Origin of the sequence: Pseudomethylobacillus aquaticus (assembly GCF_003730115.1) — a bacterium.
GTDB classification, from domain to species: Bacteria; Pseudomonadota; Gammaproteobacteria; order Burkholderiales; family Methylophilaceae; genus Pseudomethylobacillus; species Pseudomethylobacillus aquaticus.
Genome location: NZ_RJVP01000003.1, coordinates 237,103 through 254,262, shown reverse-complemented (window position 1 = coordinate 254,262; position 17,160 = coordinate 237,103). Strand labels below are relative to the sequence as shown.

13 protein-coding genes are annotated in these 17,160 nt (G+C 60.3%); 8 read left to right on the top strand and 5 right to left on the bottom strand.

The genetic code is table 11. From position 1 onward, the window contains the following. The first annotated feature begins 113 nt into the window (after positions 1–113). The 3 genes from ED236_RS07680 (at position 114) to ED236_RS07670 (ending at position 1,928) form a co-directional block, all read left to right on the top strand. Positions 114–407 (top strand): Rdx family protein, encoded by a 294-nt coding sequence (locus ED236_RS07680; protein ID WP_123237456.1) that lies wholly within the window; start codon positions 114–116, stop codon positions 405–407. A 102-nt stretch (positions 408–509) separates the two neighbouring features. Then, positions 510–1,334, top strand: a complete 825-nt coding sequence (locus ED236_RS07675; RefSeq protein ID WP_123237369.1) for an EAL domain-containing protein — start codon at positions 510–512, stop codon at positions 1,332–1,334. A gap of 120 nt (positions 1,335–1,454) precedes the next feature. Then, complete coding sequence (locus ED236_RS07670) at positions 1,455–1,928, top strand: ferritin-like domain-containing protein (RefSeq protein ID WP_123237368.1); 474 nt, start codon at positions 1,455–1,457, stop codon at positions 1,926–1,928. Positions 1,929–2,021: 93 nt separating this feature from the next. On the opposite strand, the gene ED236_RS07665 is transcribed toward ED236_RS07670, so the two are convergent. Further along, a complete protein-coding gene (locus ED236_RS07665; RefSeq protein ID WP_123237367.1) occupies positions 2,022–2,552 on the bottom strand; it encodes a C40 family peptidase in 531 nt (176 codons plus the stop codon). A gap of 124 nt (positions 2,553–2,676) precedes the next feature. On the opposite strand from ED236_RS07665, the gene ED236_RS07660 reads away from it, so the two are divergent. The 5 genes from ED236_RS07660 (at position 2,677) to ED236_RS07635 (ending at position 9,181) form a co-directional block, all read left to right on the top strand. Next, positions 2,677–4,371 (top strand): ABC1 kinase family protein, encoded by a 1,695-nt coding sequence (locus ED236_RS07660; RefSeq protein WP_123237366.1) that lies wholly within the window; start codon positions 2,677–2,679, stop codon positions 4,369–4,371. Between the two features lie 143 nt (positions 4,372–4,514). Beyond that, positions 4,515–5,930: a circularly permuted type 2 ATP-grasp protein gene (locus ED236_RS07655; protein ID WP_123237365.1), complete on the top strand. Its 1,416-nt coding sequence runs from the start codon at positions 4,515–4,517 to the stop codon at positions 5,928–5,930. Positions 5,931–6,131: 201 nt separating this feature from the next. Next, positions 6,132–7,079 (top strand): alpha-E domain-containing protein, encoded by a 948-nt coding sequence (locus ED236_RS07645; RefSeq protein WP_123237363.1) that lies wholly within the window; start codon positions 6,132–6,134, stop codon positions 7,077–7,079. Between the two features lie 30 nt (positions 7,080–7,109). Then, positions 7,110–7,919: a transglutaminase family protein gene (locus tag ED236_RS07640; protein ID WP_123237362.1), complete on the top strand. Its 810-nt coding sequence runs from the start codon at positions 7,110–7,112 to the stop codon at positions 7,917–7,919. 8 nt (positions 7,920–7,927) lie between these two features. Continuing rightward, complete coding sequence (locus ED236_RS07635; RefSeq protein ID WP_123237361.1) at positions 7,928–9,181, top strand: hypothetical protein; 1,254 nt, start codon at positions 7,928–7,930, stop codon at positions 9,179–9,181. Positions 9,182–9,262: 81 nt separating this feature from the next. On the opposite strand, the gene ED236_RS07630 is transcribed toward ED236_RS07635, so the two are convergent. Genes ED236_RS07630 through ED236_RS07615 form a run of 4 tightly spaced genes read right to left on the bottom strand, consistent with a single transcriptional unit; the run spans position 9,263 to position 17,126 of the window. Then, complete coding sequence (locus ED236_RS07630; protein ID WP_123237360.1) at positions 9,263–10,321, bottom strand: aldo/keto reductase; 1,059 nt, start codon at positions 10,319–10,321, stop codon at positions 9,263–9,265. Between the two features lie 31 nt (positions 10,322–10,352). Then, the gene (locus tag ED236_RS07625) at positions 10,353–11,297 is read right to left on the bottom strand and encodes a transglutaminase family protein (protein WP_240032071.1); all 945 of its coding nucleotides are present in this window, start codon (positions 11,295–11,297) and stop codon (positions 10,353–10,355) included. A 6-nt stretch (positions 11,298–11,303) separates the two neighbouring features. After that, complete coding sequence (locus ED236_RS07620) at positions 11,304–13,826, bottom strand: circularly permuted type 2 ATP-grasp protein (RefSeq protein ID WP_123237359.1); 2,523 nt, start codon at positions 13,824–13,826, stop codon at positions 11,304–11,306. Between the two features lie 12 nt (positions 13,827–13,838). Continuing rightward, a complete protein-coding gene (locus ED236_RS07615; protein WP_123237358.1) occupies positions 13,839–17,126 on the bottom strand; it encodes a transglutaminase family protein in 3,288 nt (1,095 codons plus the stop codon). Positions 17,127–17,160: the final 34 nt, after the last annotated feature.

The window sequence follows — 17,160 nt, the reverse complement described above, 5'->3', positions numbered from 1 at the left end:
TGCGATCAACTTGCCAAGCAAGTTGGTGATGATGTGATACAGGCAAGCGAGCTTGTCCAGATTGCCAGATATTAACTACCCACTAAAGAACGATGTTTGACCAGATGACGACCATGACGACCACCCACCATATCGAGATCGAATACTGTACCCAGTGTCGCTGGCTGCTACGTGCGGCCTGGATGGCGCAGGAGCTTTTGCTAACCTTCGAATCGGACATTGGCCGTGTGAGTCTGGTTCCGGGCACGGGGGGTATTTTTGATGTGCGGCTCAACGGGCTATTGCTTTATAGCCGTAAAGCCATGCAGCGTTTCCCTGAATCCAAGGAATTGAAGCAACTGATCCGTGACCAGATCGATCCTGACCGTCCGCTGGGCCACAGCGACAGGCCACAGTCAGGCGAATGAGCGCCATACAGAATTAAACCGGCAGAATGAAATAGCTAAAAGCCTTCAAATAATAATGATTCTCATTTAGTATAGTGATGTCACCTCTTATGTGGAGTCATCATGAACGCATTTCATTATGCAGAGCTGCAGCAACTGGCGCAGCTGGACCCCGGTGCCGTCCGGCGCGAAGCCCTTGGCCTGGCTGCCGTCCGGCTGGATCCTAACGGCCTGCCTGCACAGCAGGTGCTGGACATCGTCATGTCGCGCCGCTTCGGCACCGACTATAGACCGGTGGTGGATGTGCAGTCTCAGGAAGTGCAAGGCTATCAGGCCAAAGCGGCATTCCATACCGTCAGTGGACAGCGTATCAGCGCGGGCAAGATGTTCGCGGTGCTGCATCGCAACCCGCTGTTGCTATATCACACCGAGCTGGAAATGAAGAAATTGCAGATCGAGCGTGCGCCGCAAGTGGGCTGGCTGATGCTGGATCTGGATATCGACAGCTTCATGGAAGGTGGTGCCGGGCAGGAGAACCCGTTCCTGCAGTTGTTCCGCCAGCATGCCTGGAACGAGCCCGAGCTCATCATCAACATCGTGGAGAACCACAATCTGGCCGATGCCGCACGTGCCCAGCAGATGATCGTGCTGCTGCAACAAAGTGGCACTTCGGTGGCCATGGAGGATGTGGGGCTGCGCTGGGGCATGTTCTCGCTGAGCGCATTCGTGGATGCACGTGTCATCAAGTTCAACCGTCAGGCCCTGCAGGGCCTGAATCCGCGTGCGGCCGAAGCCACACTGGACTGGCTGGTGAGTGCGGCCAGGCGTATCGGTGTGCAGACCATACTGGACGGGGTGGCCAGCTGCGAACACTTCGACTGGGCGCAGCGCATGGGCGTGGATTATGTGCAAGGACGCCTGTTCGCGCGGCAGCACATCCGCGCTTGAGCTGCTGCCGTGTGCGATTGCTAATATGAACTATTAGCAATTCTGCAGCATGGAAAATTCTGGTCTACACTGCAGGCGCTGGGTTCAAGGACCCGACCCTACAACCGTTAAGGAGGCATCATGGCAAAGAAAGACAAAAGCACAGATGAGGGCAGTTCAGCGATCATCGACGCGCTGAAGACCATACTGGAGATGGAACTGGCAGGGGTGGTGCGTTACACCCATTATGCGCTGATGGTGTATGGCTATAACCGTATCCCCATCGTTTCCTGGCTGCGCGGTCAGGCCACCGAGTCGCTGGACCACGCCAACAAGGCGGGCGAACTGATCACCCATCTGGGCGGGCACCCATCCCTGGCCATAGGCCCGCTGCTGGAAACCCATAACCATGACATCGGCGATATCCTGCGCGAGTCGCTGGCGCATGAAAGCGCTTCATTGCAGTGCTATCGCAACCTGCTCAAGCTGGTGGAAGGCGAGTCCGTGATGCTGGAAGAGTACGCACGCGAGATGATCTACGCGGAAGAGCTGCACATCGGTGAAGTCGACAAGATGTTGCGCAAGCCGGGCGACGTGGCGGCGTTCCACAAGTAACAGCCCGGCTTTGATAGCAGGCAACAAAAAATGGCACAGCCCGCACGGCTTGTGCCATTTTTATTGCCTTGTTTCAGTTATGGCGCGGCTGCTTTATTTGTCGTGCTCGATGCGGCGTGCGCCGTTGTAGCTGTTGGCCCAGTAGCGTTCGTTCATGTCCACGATCTTGACGCCACCGCCGGAGCTGGGCGCGTGGATGAAGCGGTTATCGCCGATGTAGATGCCCACATGCGAGAACGCGGAGCGCAGGGTATTGAAGAACACCAGATCACCGGGCTGCAGCTCTTCTTTAGAGACGAACTCGCCCATCTGGCTGATGGAGCGCGCGCCATGTGGCAGCGACAGGCTGGCGGCCTGCTGGAACACATAGCGCACAAAGCCGCTGCAATCGAAACCGGTGTCGGGTGAGGTGCCGCCATAGCGATAGCGTATGCCGCTCAGGCTAAGCGCCTTGAACAACACTTCCTGTGTCTTTTCGGACCAGCTCTTTTCCACATCGGGGGAGGCCTGCACGGACAGCTCGACGTTGTCAGCCTGTGCGGCAGAGAACGGCAGACTCAGCGCCAACAGCCCGGCTAGCAGGGTGCTGTACAGCCATTGTGAACGAGCTGAGTTGAGAATCATGGGACGATTCTAAGAGATAGCGATTCGGTTTGTAAATGCATTTGTACCAAATTGTTTGACGGAATAGTTTGTGTACTGGGTTAAAATCAACAGGAACCCACTTCTACAGGTTGCAACTGCATTCATGATCAGGAATACGCTGGCCTTGTTACGGGATTTCAAACGGTTACGCACCATCGCCGGCATACTCATGCGCTACGGCTGGAGCGATGTGGCACGTCGTCTGGGCAAGGGCAGCATCATCGCCTGGACCGGCAAGGCGCTCAGTTCTAAAACCTCACAGGAGATGATGACGCTGCCCTCGGCGGTGCGTGCACGTCTGGCGCTTCAGGAGCTGGGGCCTACTTTTGTAAAACTCGGCCAGGTGTTGGCCACGCGGCCGGACATCTTCCCTCCGGAATGGGTGGACGAGTTCGCCAAACTGCAGGATCAGGTACCACCTGTAGCGCTCAGCGAGCTGATGCCGGATCTGGAAGCCGCGCTGGGTAACTCTCCGTTTATCATCTTCCGCGAATTCGAAGCCGTGCCCATCGCCGGAGCCTCCATCGCCCAAGTCCATCTGGCGCGCCTGCATGATGGCACGCGCGTGGTGGTGAAGATCCGTCGCCCCAATGTCACCGCCCGTATCGAGGCCGACCTGCGCCTGCTGGCGCAACTGGCACGCCTGATCGAACTGGAGTTCGCCGAAGCCGCGCGCTTCCGTCCCACCGAGATCGTGTCGCAATTCTCCAAATCTCTGCTGCGCGAGCTGGATCTGGCCATGGAGGGGCGTAACACCGAACGCTTCGCACAAAATTTCAGTACCGACCCCAACGTCAGTTTTGCGCGTATCCACTGGGATTACACCAGCGAGCGCATCCTGGTCATGGACCACATCGACGGCATCCCGGCCAACGAGCTGGAGCGCGCCAGTGCCGCCGGGCTGGACCTGAAGCGACTGGCCGACCTGGGGGCCAGCACCGTGCTCAAGATGGTGCTCATCGACGGCTTTTTCCACGCCGACCCACATCCCGGCAACATCTTCTTCCTGCAGGACAACCGGCTGGCCATCATCGATTGCGGCATGGTGGGGCGTGTCACCATGGAACGCCGCGGCCAGATCGCCGACATGCTGGCGGCGCTGGTGTCGCGTGATATCGAGACCCTGCGCGAGATCCTGATCCAGTGGGCGGGCGATAGCGGCCAGGAAGAGCTGCACATCGACGAGAGCCGCCTCAGTGCCGATATCGACGAATTCATCAGTAGTTACGAAAGTGCGCCGCTCAAGCACATGCGCTTCAGTGTGCTGCTCAATGATCTGACCAGTATCATGCGCGAGAACCAGCTGGCGGTGCCGCCTGACCTCACCATGCTGTTCAAGGCGCTGGTCACGCTGGAAGGCCTGGGGCGTCAGCTGGACCCGGATTTCCAGATCGTCGGTCACCTCACGCCCATCGTCAAAAAGATCATCATAGACCGCTACCGTCCGGGCGCATTGCTCAAGCGCGGCAGACGCGGCCTGACGCGCGCCATGAGTGCCGCCAGCGGCCTGCCCGGCGATATCTCGCAGTTGTTGCGGGCAGGTGCACGTGGCCGTCTCAAGCTCAATCTGGATCTGAAGCGCCTGGACCATTTCGGTCATCAGCTCGACCACAGTACCAACCGGCTGACCATGGCGCTGATCAGTGCAGCGCTGATCGTAGGCTCCTCCATCGTCATGACGGTGAAGGGCGGCCCCACGCTGTTCGGTCTGCCCGCATTCGGTTTTATGGGCTTCTTCCTGGCTTTCCTGATCGGCATCGGTCTGGTGATCTCGATCTGGCGTTCAGGGCGTGATTGAAGCTGCCATGCACCAAGGCACACATCATGCTCCAGCTGCACGCCCCATCTCGGTGCGTTCTCTACATTTGCCCGTTTAGATGAATTTTAACTCCATGATTCATAACAGATCATGCCTTGGCACACGGCTTGCAACAGTTGGTTATGAACATGCAAGTCAAACTCCCTTTCGATGAAATGCTGGTGGATGGCGTGGCGCGTGATATCTACGCGGCCTACGCTGACTGGCTGAGTAATACACCGCCAGAACAACTGGAAAGCAAGCGGCAGGAAGCCGAACTGCTGTTCCGTCGGGTTGGCATCACCTTCAATGTGTATGGCGAGACCGCAGGCAAGGAACGGCTGATCCCGTTCGATGTAGTGCCGCGACTGCTGGCTGCACGCGAGTGGAAGCTGTTGTCGGACGGGGCCATGCAGCGCGTGCGTGCGCTCAATATGTTCCTGCACGACATCTACCACTCGCAGGACATCCTGCGTGCCGGTCTGGTACCCAACTCCATCCTCGCGCATCCGCAATACCGGCCCGAGATGATAGGCGTCAATGTGCCGGGTGGCGTGTATGCGCACATCGCCGGCATCGACATCGTGCGTACCGGCGAAGACCAGTTCTATGTGCTGGAAGACAACCTGCGCACGCCGTCCGGCGTGTCCTACATGCTGGAAGACCGGCGCATGATGATGCGTTTGTTCCCGGAGCTGTTCCGTAAATACTCGGTGGCCCCGGTGGAACACTACCCGCACATGCTGCTCAACAACCTGCGCGCCGTGGCCCAGCCTGGCATCCAGGAACCCACGGTGGTGCTGATGACGCCAGGCGCCTATAACAGCGCCTACTTCGAACATGCTTTCATCGCCCAGCAGATGGGCGTGGAGCTGGTGGAAGGACAGGATCTGTTCGTGCGCGGCAACGCCGTTTACATGCGCACCACCGAAGGCCCCAAGCGTGTCGATGTGATCTACCGCCGCATCGACGACGAGTTTATCGACCCACTCAATTTCAACCCGGATTCGATGCTGGGCGTGCCCGGCCTGATGACGGTCTACCGCAACGGCGGCGTGACGCTGGCCAATGCGGTCGGTACCGGCGTGGCGGATGACAAATCCACTTATATTCATGTGCCTGCCATGATCCGCTTCTATCTTGGCGAAGAGCCCATCCTCAATAACGTGCCGACCTATCAGCTGAGCAAGCCGGACGAGCTGCAATACGTGCTCGACCATCTGGCCGAACTGGTGGTCAAGGAAGTGCAGGGCTCGGGCGGTTACGGCATGCTGGTCGGACCGGCTGCCAGCCGCAAGGAGCTGGACGAGTTCCGTCTGCGCATCCTGTCCTGCCCCAGCAATTACATCGCCCAGCCTACGCTGGCCCTGTCCACCTGCCCCACGCTGGTAGCGCAGGGGCTGGCACCGCGCCATGTAGACCTGCGGCCTTTTGTGCTGTCCGGCAAGTCGGTCAGCATGGTGCCCGGTGCCTTGTGCCGCGTGGCCATGAAAGAAGGCTCGCTGGTGGTGAATTCCTCACAGGGCGGTGGCACCAAGGACACCTGGGTATTGAATTGATGATGGTATTTCTGGTGATGTCGCTGCTTGTCATTGCGGTTATGAAGATTGCGGTCATGAAGGCAGCCTATGCCGGCATGCATCACCCTGGCTTAACCACAGTTAGCGCCATCGCAGCAACAAGGTATGGGTCTGCCGGCACCCTGCCTCAGGCAGTACCCGTTACATCATTCCGCGCTGTATCAACATTAGGAGGTGAAATTGCTTAGTCGAACCGCAGATCACCTGTACTGGATGGCACGTTACATTGAACGTGCCGAGAACATGGCCCGTGTGCTGGACGTGACCGACAACATGTCGCTGGTGCCCAATGCGGCTGCCAGTGAAGCGGCTTTGTGGGGCCCGGCCCTGGAGATCGCCGGTGCCGTCACCGCCTACGAGGACTTGCACGACACCATCACGGCCAACGAGGTGATCCACTTTCTGGCGCTGGACCCGCGCAACCCATCCAGCATCTACAGTGCGCTGCTCAGTGCCCGCGAAAATGCCCGTGCAGTGCGTGCCGCGATCTCGTCCGAGACCTGGGAGAACATCAACAGCCTGTGGCTGGAGTTCGCACAATTCCAGGACATGCGCCTGCTGGAAGGGCATCTGCATGAGTTTTGCGACTGGGTGAAGTCACGCTCGCACCTGTTCCGTGGCGTCAGTTTCGGCACCATGCTGCATGACGATGCCTTCCGCTTCCTGCGCCTGGGCACCTTCATCGAACGCGCCGACAACACCGCACGCCTGCTGGACGTGAAATATCATTTGCTGCTCCCCAATGATGAAGAGATCGGCGGTGCGGTGGATTACTATGAATGGAGCGCGGTGCTGCGTTCCGTGTCTGCATTCCAGGCCTATCAGAAAGTGTTCAGTGACAGCATAGAACCCTGGCGCGTGGCCGAGTTGCTGGTGCTGCGTCAGGACATGCCGCGCTCACTGCACGCCTGCCTCAGCGAGATCACGGCCATCCTTGACCAGTTGCCCGGGCGGCGTAACAGTGAATGCCTGCGTGTGGCGGGCGAGCTGCATGCGCGTCTGCGTTATGGCCGCATGGAGGAGATCTTCCAGGGCGGTTTGCACGAGTTCCTCGAAGATTTTGTGGTCGGCAACAATAACCTGGGGCTGGAGATCCAGCGCAGCTTCCTTAACGCGCAAGCAGCCTGACTCTAGCGGCCTAATCTTAAGAATCGACGCATGGAACTGAATATTGAACACCGCACCCGTTACGAGTATGCGGAAAGCGTCAACTACACCATCCAGCAGCTGCGCCTGACTCCGCGCGATGGCTTCGGTCAGCGCGTCAAGCGCTGGGATATCCGCGTCAACGGACACTTGCATCGCTATGATGACCCGCATGGCAACATCGCGCATACGCTGGTGCTGGACAGTCCGCATCACGAACTCAGCATCGTCGCCGTTGGCGAGGTGGAGACCGGTCTGCCACAGACCAGCACCGAGAGCCGACTGCCGCTGGAGATCTATCTGCGCGACACGCCGCTGACGCAGGCTGACCAGACCTTGCAGCGTTTTGCCAATGATTACGCCGCCCACGTTTCAGGTGAAAACACCGCCTGGGTGGAAGACATGATGCGCAGCATCGTCGAGCAGGTGCCTTATGTGAAAGGCAGTACCGCGGTGGATACCACGGCCGCCAGCGCTTTCGCTCAGGGCAAGGGCGTGTGTCAGGACCATGCGCATATCTTCCTGAGCTGCTGCCGTCATCTGGGCATGCCCGCACGTTATGTCAGCGGTTATCTGTTCACGGCCGATGGCAGCCTCATGGAAAGCCACGCCTGGGCCGATGTCTGGCTCAATGGCCTGGGCTGGCGCAGTTACGATGTCTCGAACGGCTGCCTCACCAATGGTGTGCATGTGCGTCTGGCCGTGGGCCTGGATTACCGTGAAGCCTGCCCGGTCAGCGGTGTGCGCTCCGGTGGTGGCAAGGAGCACATGGATGCCTCCGTACGTATCAGCCCCAAGCAAATGCAACAATCGCAACAATAGGCAGCACCATGAATCTACTCACGCAGGCCATCAATTCGCTGGGCCACGTCCGCCACGGCGACAAGGAAAACTCGCCGTTCTTCGAAGAATATCTGGTACGTTTGCTGGAAGAGCGTGACCGCATCGGCCTGACCAGCATGATCCACGAGATCGACGCGCTCATGATCACGGTGGACCCCGGCCATTCCATCCAGTACATCGCCGAGCTGGCCTTGATGACCTCGTACCACTACCTGGTCACGCTGGAGAGCGAATCGCACTGGACGCATATCCTGCGCATCGACCTTAATTCGCCCGACCTGCTGGTGCGCGAGGTCAAAGACCCCAACCTGCGCGGCATCTTCCGTGCCCTTAACGAGGTGTACCCGGTGGGGGCGCGCAAGCCTAACAGCCGCTACATGGGCGAGATCCTGCGCGTGGACAGCCTGCACGACGTGGTCAAGCTGCAGCAGGAACGCGAGTTCCGCTTTTTCAGCCAGGACGAGATCCGCAAGCTGGAGATGCCGGGCAATCTGGCGGTCAGCAAGCCTTCACCCTACACCCATAACATCGTCGCTTATCTGGAGCGCAAGCCGCAAGAACTGCGCGTGTATGCCCTGGGCATGAGCACGATCCGTCACGATGTACAGGAAGCCTACGAGGCCGCCAAAGTTCTCCAGGAAAAGCTCAAGATCGACGATCTGCTGCTGCCGGTGGACCACCTGGCCACCCGCGTCTACAGCCAGAACCGTGAAGTGGCCATCCTGGAATACCTGTCCTGGTCGAGTTACTACTTCTGGGGTGCTTACAATATCTGGGACCAGAACTCCTCCACCAACGTCACCAAGAGTGTGCACCCCATCCCGGAATCGAAAAGCCCGGCCAAGGTGTTCACCGCCAATAACACGCCGTATTTCGTGAACCACCTTGAACACCTGCCATCGCCGACCGAGACCTTTGTGCGCAATTACGGTCCGCGTTTGCATCACGTGGCCATCTCGGTCAAGGACGGCGAGCGTGACGGCATGGAGAACATCGAGTATGTGGTGAAATCCATCGCCGAGCAGGGCAAGGGCTTCCTGCTGGACGTGATCGGCTCACGCGAAGAAGGCTTGAAGCAGATCTTCTCCAATGCCTCCGAGCATTCCTCCCTGATCATCGAGTATGTGCAGCGTTATGGGGATTTCGACGGTTTTTTCACCAAGGACAATGTCGCCAAACTCACCGAAGCGGCCGGCATGGAAGAAGGCGTGCTGGAAGCACAGGCGCTGGCCAGCAAATAAGTCGCTAGACAGATACCGGTCAGCCAGCGCTGACCAAGCCACAAAAAACGCCAGCTAAGTCAGCTGGCGTTTTTGTTTGTATCAAGGTGCCGGGTTCATGTAGCGGAGGTGCAAGGCCTCGATGGCCTGCAGTACTTCTTTTGACAAGGGTTTGTCCCAGGCGGCGATGTTCTGCTGCAGTTGCTTCATGCTGGTGGCGCCTATGATGGTGCTGGTCACGAACCAGCGCTGGTATACGAACGACAGCGCCAGCTCGGCTGGCTGCATGCCGATCTCCGCTGCCAGTTCGGCATAGGCCGCACAGGCGGGTGCGACATTGGGTTTTTCATAGCGTTGCGCAAAGCCTTTGAACAGCGTGGCACGGCCCTCGCCATCGCCACCCGGCAGGTATTTGCCGCTCAAATGCCCGAACGCCAGCGGCGAGTAGGCCAGCAGGCTGACCTGCTCGCGGTAGCTGATCTCGGCCAGACTGAATTCAAAGCCACGGTTGATCAGGTTGTAGCAGTTCTGGATGCTGGCGATACGCGGCAGGCCGTGTTTCTCCGCTTCATGCAGGAACTGCATCACCCCCCAGGCGTGCTCGTTCGACACACCGAAATGGCGGATCTTGCCTTCCTTCACCAGTTCGTCCAGCGTCTGTAATTGCTCATGGATAGACACCCATGGTCTTTGCTCACCCGCCTCGTCGAACTCGGCTGCCGGGTCGAATTGATACTGGCCGAACATGGGCACATTGCGCTCCGGCCAATGCAGCTGATACAGGTCGATGTAGTCGGTCTGCAGGCGCTGCAGCGAGCCATCCACTGCTGCGCGCAGATTGGCACGGTCCAGATGGGGCGGGCCACCGCGTATCCATTGCATGTTGCGGCGCGGGCCGGCCGCTTTGGTGGCCAGCACGATCTGCTCGCGGGGCTGACGCTTCAACCAGTTGCCGACGATGCTTTCGGTGCGCGTGAAGGTGCTGGCCTTGGGTGGCACCGGGTACATCTCGGCGGTGTCGATGAAATTGATGCCGTGCGCACGCGCATAGTCCAGTTGCGCATGGGCTTCGGCTTCGCTGTTCTGTTCACCAAAGGTCATGGTGCCCAGACACAGCGCGGAGACCTTGAGGTCGGTCAAACCAAGTGGGCGATAGTCCATATGAACTCGGATTACAACAAAGTAAAAAGATTCACAGCGGCAGCTGCACGGCCGGCGCACGGTCACCGATGGCGGTGACCGTGACACTGACCTTGAGTCGCTGGCCGCCGCCGCCCAGCACCACGCCACGCATCGGGCTGACATCGGTGTAGTCACGTCCCCAGGCCATGGTCACGTGTTCATGCTGCACCAGGCAATTATTGGTGGGGTCGAAATCCACCCAGCCATATTGCGGGCAATACACCGACACCCAGGCATGCGAGGCATCGGCCCCGATCAGCGCGGGCTGGCCCGCATCACGATTGGTGAGGATGTAGCCGCTGACATAACGGCACGCCAGCCCCAGGCTACGCAGGCAGCCTGCCATCAGGTGGGCAAAATCCTGGCATACGCCGCGCTTGTTGTGCAGCACCTCATGCAGTGGGGTGGAGACATCGGTAGCATCGGCGTCGTATTCAAAATCATGGTAGATCTGCTGCGTCAGTGCCAGGCTGGCGTCCAGTATCGGCCGGTCCGGCGTGAAGGCCAGGCTGGCATAGTCCGCCAGCGCGGGTGAGCAGGGCACTTTGGGGGAGCCGTACAGGTAGGCGCAGGCCTCCAGATGCTGGCTGGCCTGCTCTTGCAACATATCGCGCAACACGGTCCATGGCGTGCTGGCTGGCAAACTGTCCATGGTGGGGCGCGCGCTGAGCTGCACGCTGAATTCGGCGCTGACACGCAGCGCTTCGTGGGGCGCATAGATAGCAAAACAGCGTGACTGGTTACCAAAGAAATCCGCATGCTCGGCTGATTCACTGGGGGCCGGGGAGATGCGGATCTGGTGATACAGGCATTGCTGATACGCGCTATCACGCGGCGTCAGGTGCAGCAGTTGCTGCGACAGCGTCACCGTATGATCGTAGTCATATTCGGTGACATGCTGAACGTGGTAGCGCAATGGCGGCATGGTCGGTTTGCTGCTGGGTAGCGTGGTCATGGTCTGCTAGCGTCCCGAATAGCTGAAGAAGCGCAGGTTGAGCTGGTTGGACACCTGGAGGCTGGCCTGGTAGGTGGCGTTGAGCCAGTTGATGAGCTGGATGTTGCCCTGGCACAGGGTGGCATCCGGATCAAAGCCGCGCAACTGGGTGAGCAGTTCGCTGATGCGTTCGGCTTCGCCGCCGCTGCTATAGGTGGCGCCGATCTGGCCCAGGTATTTGGCCAGGCCTTTGAGCTGGAACACCATGGCATTCGGGTTGTTCTCGTCCATCAACAGCAGGTCCAGCACCGGTAGCCATTCGGGTTGCGCACTGTAACGCGCACGGTAAGTGACGATGCTGTCGGTCAGCTCCAGCAGCCAGTCCAGATTGGCCTGTACCGGCATGGCCAGGGCGCGCAGCAGCAGGATGCACAGGAATTGCAGCCGCTCGATGCGGCGGCCGATGGACAGGAAGCGCCAGCCGTGGTCGCGCGTCATGCCATCCAGCGTGAAGCCGGCCAGTGTCACCAGCCCCAGCGTGGTCTCGTCCAGCTGCTCCAGCGCATCCGACAGCGTGGGCTCGGCATGACCTTGCCCGAAGCGCTGCGACATCTGGTTGATCATGCGCCAGTTGTCGTCCGACAAGCGCTCGCGCAGCTTGAAGGCCAAATGGAAGAAGTGCTGCACATTGCTGGCCAGTGTATTGGCACCGCTGTCATACACCGCCGCCACCAGCAGCGCTTCGATGTCCTCGTCGCTGAGCGTGGTGGGGATGGCGTGGCCCAGATCGTCTTCTTCGTCGGGCGGCATCAGGCCATACCACACACACAGTTGCTGCACCGTGGGCCATTCCACCGCACGGTGTTCCGGTGAAAACTCCAGCAGGTAATGGATGGCGGTGCGTAGCAGGCGCGCGATATGGTGGTTGCGCACGGCGTAGCGCCCGAACCAGAACAGGTTCTCCACCATGCGGCTGGACAGGAACGCATCGCTGCGTACCAGGTCGCGGCTGGAGGTGGTGTGGCGGATCAGGCTGCGGTAGGCCATGCTGTGCGGCGCGGTCACCCAGGTGTCCTTGCTGGTGCCACCGCGCTGCATGGTGATGACGCGATTGTCCAGGCCGGTGGCCACGCGGGTCAGCCCGCCCGGCATCACCACATAGCCCTGTGGGGTGGCACAGGCATACACGCGCAAGCCGACGGCACGTGCGCTGACCTGCTGGCCATGGCCGTCCCAGACCGGCGCCTGCGAGATGTTTACCATCTCCTGGGCGATATAGTTCTGCGGTGCCTGACGCAGCTTCTCGATCAGCGCGGCGCGCGCCTCTGCATCCAGGTCGGCACCAAAGATCGGGCGTTCCTGGATCTGCGGGAAGGCTGGCTTGATCACCAGCGTATCCAGATTGGCGATCACCGATTGCAGCGCCAGCGGTTCGCCGCACCACCAGGTGGCGACCGATGGCATCTGCAGGGGCTGACCCAGCAGCCGCTCACACAGGCCGGGCAGAAAGCCCAGCAGGGCACCGGATTGCAGCAGGTTGGAGCCCAGACTGTTGGCGATCAGCACATTGCCGCGCCGTGCTGCATCGGTCAGCCCGGCCACGCCCAGCACCGAGTCGGCATTCAGTTCCAGCGGATCACAGAAGTCGTCATCCAGACGGCGCAGGATGGCATGCACCGGCTTCAGGCCGGACAAGGTCTTCAACCACACCACGCCATTGCGTACAGTGAGGTCGTTGCCCTGTACCAGCGGAAAGCCCAGGTAACCCGCCAGATAGGATTGTTCGTGATAGGTCTCGTTGTACGGGCCTGGCGTCAGCAGCACGGTGAGTGGTTGTTCACCTACACTGAGCGGCGCGATCCTGGCGTCCAGTGCCGATTGACGCTGAGCACACTCACGGCCCCAATGGTTGAGGCTGTCGCGCAGGCTGTTGAAAAAGCCACTCAGGCGCTGGATGTTGAGGTCGCGGAACAGGTCCGGGAACACGCTGGCGATGACAGTACGGTTCTCCAGCGCATAACCGGCACCCGATGGCGCTTGTGTGCGGTCTGCCACCACCCACCAGCTGCCGTCAGGCGAACGCGCCAGATCCACGGCATAAAAATGCAGGGCGATGTCGTCCGGATGGCGGATGCCGTGACAGGGTCGCAAAAAGCCGGCATGCCCGTGGATCAGCGAAGGCGGCAGCTGTTCCTGCTGCAGTAACTGCTGCTCGCCGTATACATCCAGCAGGATGCTGTTCAGCAACTGCGCGCGCTGGATGATGGCCGACTCGATGCCCGCCCATTCCTCGTGAGGCAGGATGAATGGCAGCACGTCCAGATCCCAGGGGCGTTGCAGGCCCTTGGTGTCAGCATAGACGTTATAGGTCACGCCATTTTCGCGTACCTGTCTGCGCACCGATTCGGCACGCTCGCGCATCTCGGCAGGCGCTTCCATGGCCAGCATCTCAAGCAAAGCCTGCCAGTGCTGGCGGGGTTCGCCCGTTTCGGTCAGCAATTCGTCGTGACGATCAGGCTGGCGTGGATAACTCGTTAGTAATAGCGACATAGGGGGAGCATATTAACTTTCATCCCACCTCAGGTCGAGCGTGAACGGGAATTTAGGATTACGGTTTTCGGCGCGTGGTTTGGCCACGCCCGGGGTATGGCCGTGGCCGACGAAGCGCGTGAAACGGCGTGCTTCGGCCTCGTTGGCATTGACCGGGAAGGTGGAATAACTGCGTCCACCCGGGTGCGTCACATGGTAGCTGCAACCACCGATGGCACGCTGGCTCCAGGTATCCACCAGGTCGAACACCAGCGGTGCGTGCACGCCTATGGTGGGGTGCAGCGCCGACCAGGGACTCCAGGCACGGAAGCGCACCCCGGCCACATATTCACCTGCGGTGCCGGTCGGCTGCAAGGGCAACGGTCTGCCGTTGCAGGTCACCACATGGCGGTGGTCGGTGAGGCCGCGCACGCGCAGCTGCATGCGTTCAACCGAGGAATCCACATAACGCGCGGTGCCACCGCCGGTGACTTCTTCACCCAGCACGTTCCAAGGCTCGATGGCCTGACGCAGCTCCAGCTCGATGCCTTCATAAGCCACCGTGCCGTAACGCGGGAAGCGGAATTCCACGAAAGGGTCGAACCAGTGCTGCTCGAAAGCATAGCCATGCGCATGCAGGTCTTTCACCACGTCGGCGATGTCCTGCGCCACGAAATGCGGCAACATCCAGCGGTCATGCAGTTCCGTGCCCCAGTGGATGAGCTTGCCCTGATACGGTTCGCGCCAGAAACGCGCCACCAGCGCGCGCAGCAGCAGCATCTGCAGCAGGCTCATGCGCGCATGCGGTGGCATCTCGAAGGCGCGGAATTCCACCAGGCCCAGACGCCCGGTCGGGCCATCCGGTGAATACAGCTTGTCGATGGAGAATTCGGAACGGTGCGTGTTGCCGGTGAGATCGACCAGCAGGTTGCGCAGCAGGCGGTCCACCAGCCAGGGGCGCTCGCTTTCCTTGGTCTCGGGCAGCACCTTGTCCATCTGCTGGAAGGCGATGGCCAGTTCATACAGGTTGTCGTCACGCGCTTCGTCCACGCGCGGTGCCTGGCTGGTCGGGCCGATGAAGGTGCCGGAGAACAGGTAGGACAGCGCCGGGTGGTTCTGCCAGTAGGTGATCAGGCTTTTGAGCAGATCCGGGCGGCGCAGCATGGGGCTGTCAGCCGGGGTCTTGCCACCCAGCGTGGCATGGTTGCCACCACCGGTGCCGGTATGGCGGCCGTCCAGCATGAATTTCTCGGTGCCCAGGCGCGTCTGGCGAGCTTCTTCATACAGAAACGTGGTGTTGGCCACCAGCTCCTGCCAGCTTTCCGAAGGCTGTACGTTGACCTCGATCACGCCGGGGTCCGGCGTGACGCTGAGCTGACGCACGCGTGCATCGCGCGGTGGCGGATAGCCTTCCAGCCACAGTTTGAGTTTGAGTTTGGCGGCGGTGGCTTCCACACTGGCCACCAGATTCAGGTAATCCTCCAGCCGTGTCATCGGCGGCATGAACACATACAAGCGTCCCGCACGCACCTGCACGCACAACGCGGTATGGATCACTTCGCGTGGCTTGGGCCGCGACTTCAGTTTGGTGCGGGTGACCTGACGGCTGCTGGTGTCCGGCAGCACATCCTGGGCGGCGAACGGGTCGGGCGGAAACTCCGGGTCCATGTCCTCGGGCAACACCCAGGGCAGCGAAGCCAGCGGCAGGCGCAGGCCCATGGGCGAATCGCCCGCCAGCAGATACAGGTGCTCGCGGCGTAACGGCCACTTGCTGGTGAGCCAGTGTGTGGACAGGCTGGTCTCGTGCGGCTTGATCGGGATCACATAACCCACCGTGGCGCCCAGGCCCTCGGCCAGCAGGCGCGCCAGACGGCGGCGTTCTTCGCTGTCTTTCAGGTCGGCCTGCAGCGGGTCGATATTCAGCGGCAGGCGCTCTTCATCCTGCGCATGCTGGATCACATCTTCATACGCCGGGATCAGGCAGGCTCTGGGCAAGCCCAGCGCTTCGGCCAGGTTTTTGGCGAATTTATCCGCCTGTTTGGCGGTGTACCGGTCTGGCTTGCTCTCGTCGGAGAACAGGCTGGCATCTTCCCAGATGGGTTTGCCATCCAGGCGCCAGTACATATTGATGGCCCAGCGTGGCAAGGGCTCGCCGGGGTACCACTTGCCCTGACCGTAATGCAGCAGGCCGCCCTGGGCGAACTGCTGTTTCAGGCGCAGCGCCAGCTTGCCTGCCAGCTCGCGCTTCATCTTGCCATGCGCCAGCGTGTTCCATTCCGGGCCGTCCATGTCGTCGATGGACACAAAGGTAGGCTCGCCGCCTTGCGTCAGGCGTACATCCTGATTCACCAGGTCCACGTCCACCTGGTCACCCAGTTTGACGATCTTTTCCCAGTCGGCTTCGCTGTATGGCTTGGTCACACGCGGGTCTTCATGGATGCGCGTGATCTTCATGGTGTGCTGGAAGGTGACTTCGGCCACATCGGTGTAGCCGGTGACCGGGGCCGCCGAAGACGGCATGGCGGTACAGGCCAGCGGAATGTGGCCTTCGCCCGCCATCAGGCCCGAGGTCGGGTCCACGCCTATCCAGCCTGCGCCAGGGATATACACTTCGGTCCAGGCATGCAGGTCGGTGAAATCCACTTCCGTGCCGGACGGGCCGTCCAGTGCCTTGATGTCGGCAGTGAGCTGGATCAGATAGCCCGATACAAAGCGCGCAGCCAGCCCGAAATGGCGCATGATCTGTACCAGCAGCCAGGCACTGTCACGGCAGGAGCCGGTACGGTTGGCCAGTGTCTCTTCCGGCGTCTGTACGCCCGGCTCCATGCGCACCAGATAGCCGATGTCGCCCTGCACGCGCTGGTTCATCATCACCAGAAAGTCGGTGATGTTGAGTTTTTTGCGCGCCAGCTCCTTTTTGGTGTCGGCCAGCCAGTGTTGCAACAGCGGGCCGACTGGTTCCGGCTTCAGGTATGCACCAAGTTCGAACTTGAGCTGGGGGGTGTACTTGAACGGATACTGCTCGGCATATTTTTCGACAAAGAAATCAAAGGGGTTGATCACGGTCATGTCTGCCACCAAATCGACCGTGAATTCGAGCGTGCGCACCTTTTCAGGGAATACATAACGCGCGATGTAATTCCCGTAAGGGTCTTGCTGCCAGTTGATGAAATGGTCTTCCGGCGTCACGCTTAGCGAGTAGGACAGGATGGGCGTCCGCGCATGCGCGGCAGGCCGCAGTCTGACCTCGTGCGGCGACAGATTGACCAGTCGGTCGAATTCGTAACGGGTGGTGTGATGCAGAGCGACGCGGATGGCCATGTGGGTTCTTATGGGTTCTTGGAGTGGAATGGGA

What these genes read in the sequence shown, in the direction of transcription:
- ED236_RS07675 (WP_123237369.1), top strand. Translation starts at nt 510, where the DNA reads ATGAACGCATTTCATTATGCAGAGCTGCAGCAACTGGCGCAGCTGGAC.
- ED236_RS07635 (WP_123237361.1), top strand. Translation starts at nt 7,928, where the DNA reads ATGAATCTACTCACGCAGGCCATCAATTCGCTGGGCCACGTCCGCCAC.
- ED236_RS07615 (WP_123237358.1), bottom strand. Translation starts at nt 17,126, where the DNA reads ATGGCCATCCGCGTCGCTCTGCATCACACCACCCGTTACGAATTCGAC.
- ED236_RS07670 (WP_123237368.1), top strand. Translation starts at nt 1,455, where the DNA reads ATGGCAAAGAAAGACAAAAGCACAGATGAGGGCAGTTCAGCGATCATC.
- ED236_RS07640 (WP_123237362.1), top strand. Translation starts at nt 7,110, where the DNA reads ATGGAACTGAATATTGAACACCGCACCCGTTACGAGTATGCGGAAAGC.
- ED236_RS07620 (WP_123237359.1), bottom strand. Translation starts at nt 13,826, where the DNA reads ATGTCGCTATTACTAACGAGTTATCCACGCCAGCCTGATCGTCACGAC.
- ED236_RS07630 (WP_123237360.1), bottom strand. Translation starts at nt 10,321, where the DNA reads ATGGACTATCGCCCACTTGGTTTGACCGACCTCAAGGTCTCCGCGCTG.
- ED236_RS07660 (WP_123237366.1), top strand. Translation starts at nt 2,677, where the DNA reads ATGATCAGGAATACGCTGGCCTTGTTACGGGATTTCAAACGGTTACGC.
- ED236_RS07655 (WP_123237365.1), top strand. Translation starts at nt 4,515, where the DNA reads ATGAACATGCAAGTCAAACTCCCTTTCGATGAAATGCTGGTGGATGGC.
- ED236_RS07665 (WP_123237367.1), bottom strand. Translation starts at nt 2,552, where the DNA reads ATGATTCTCAACTCAGCTCGTTCACAATGGCTGTACAGCACCCTGCTA.
- ED236_RS07680 (WP_123237456.1), top strand. Translation starts at nt 114, where the DNA reads ATGACGACCACCCACCATATCGAGATCGAATACTGTACCCAGTGTCGC.
- ED236_RS07625 (WP_240032071.1), bottom strand. Translation starts at nt 11,297, where the DNA reads ATGACCACGCTACCCAGCAGCAAACCGACCATGCCGCCATTGCGCTAC.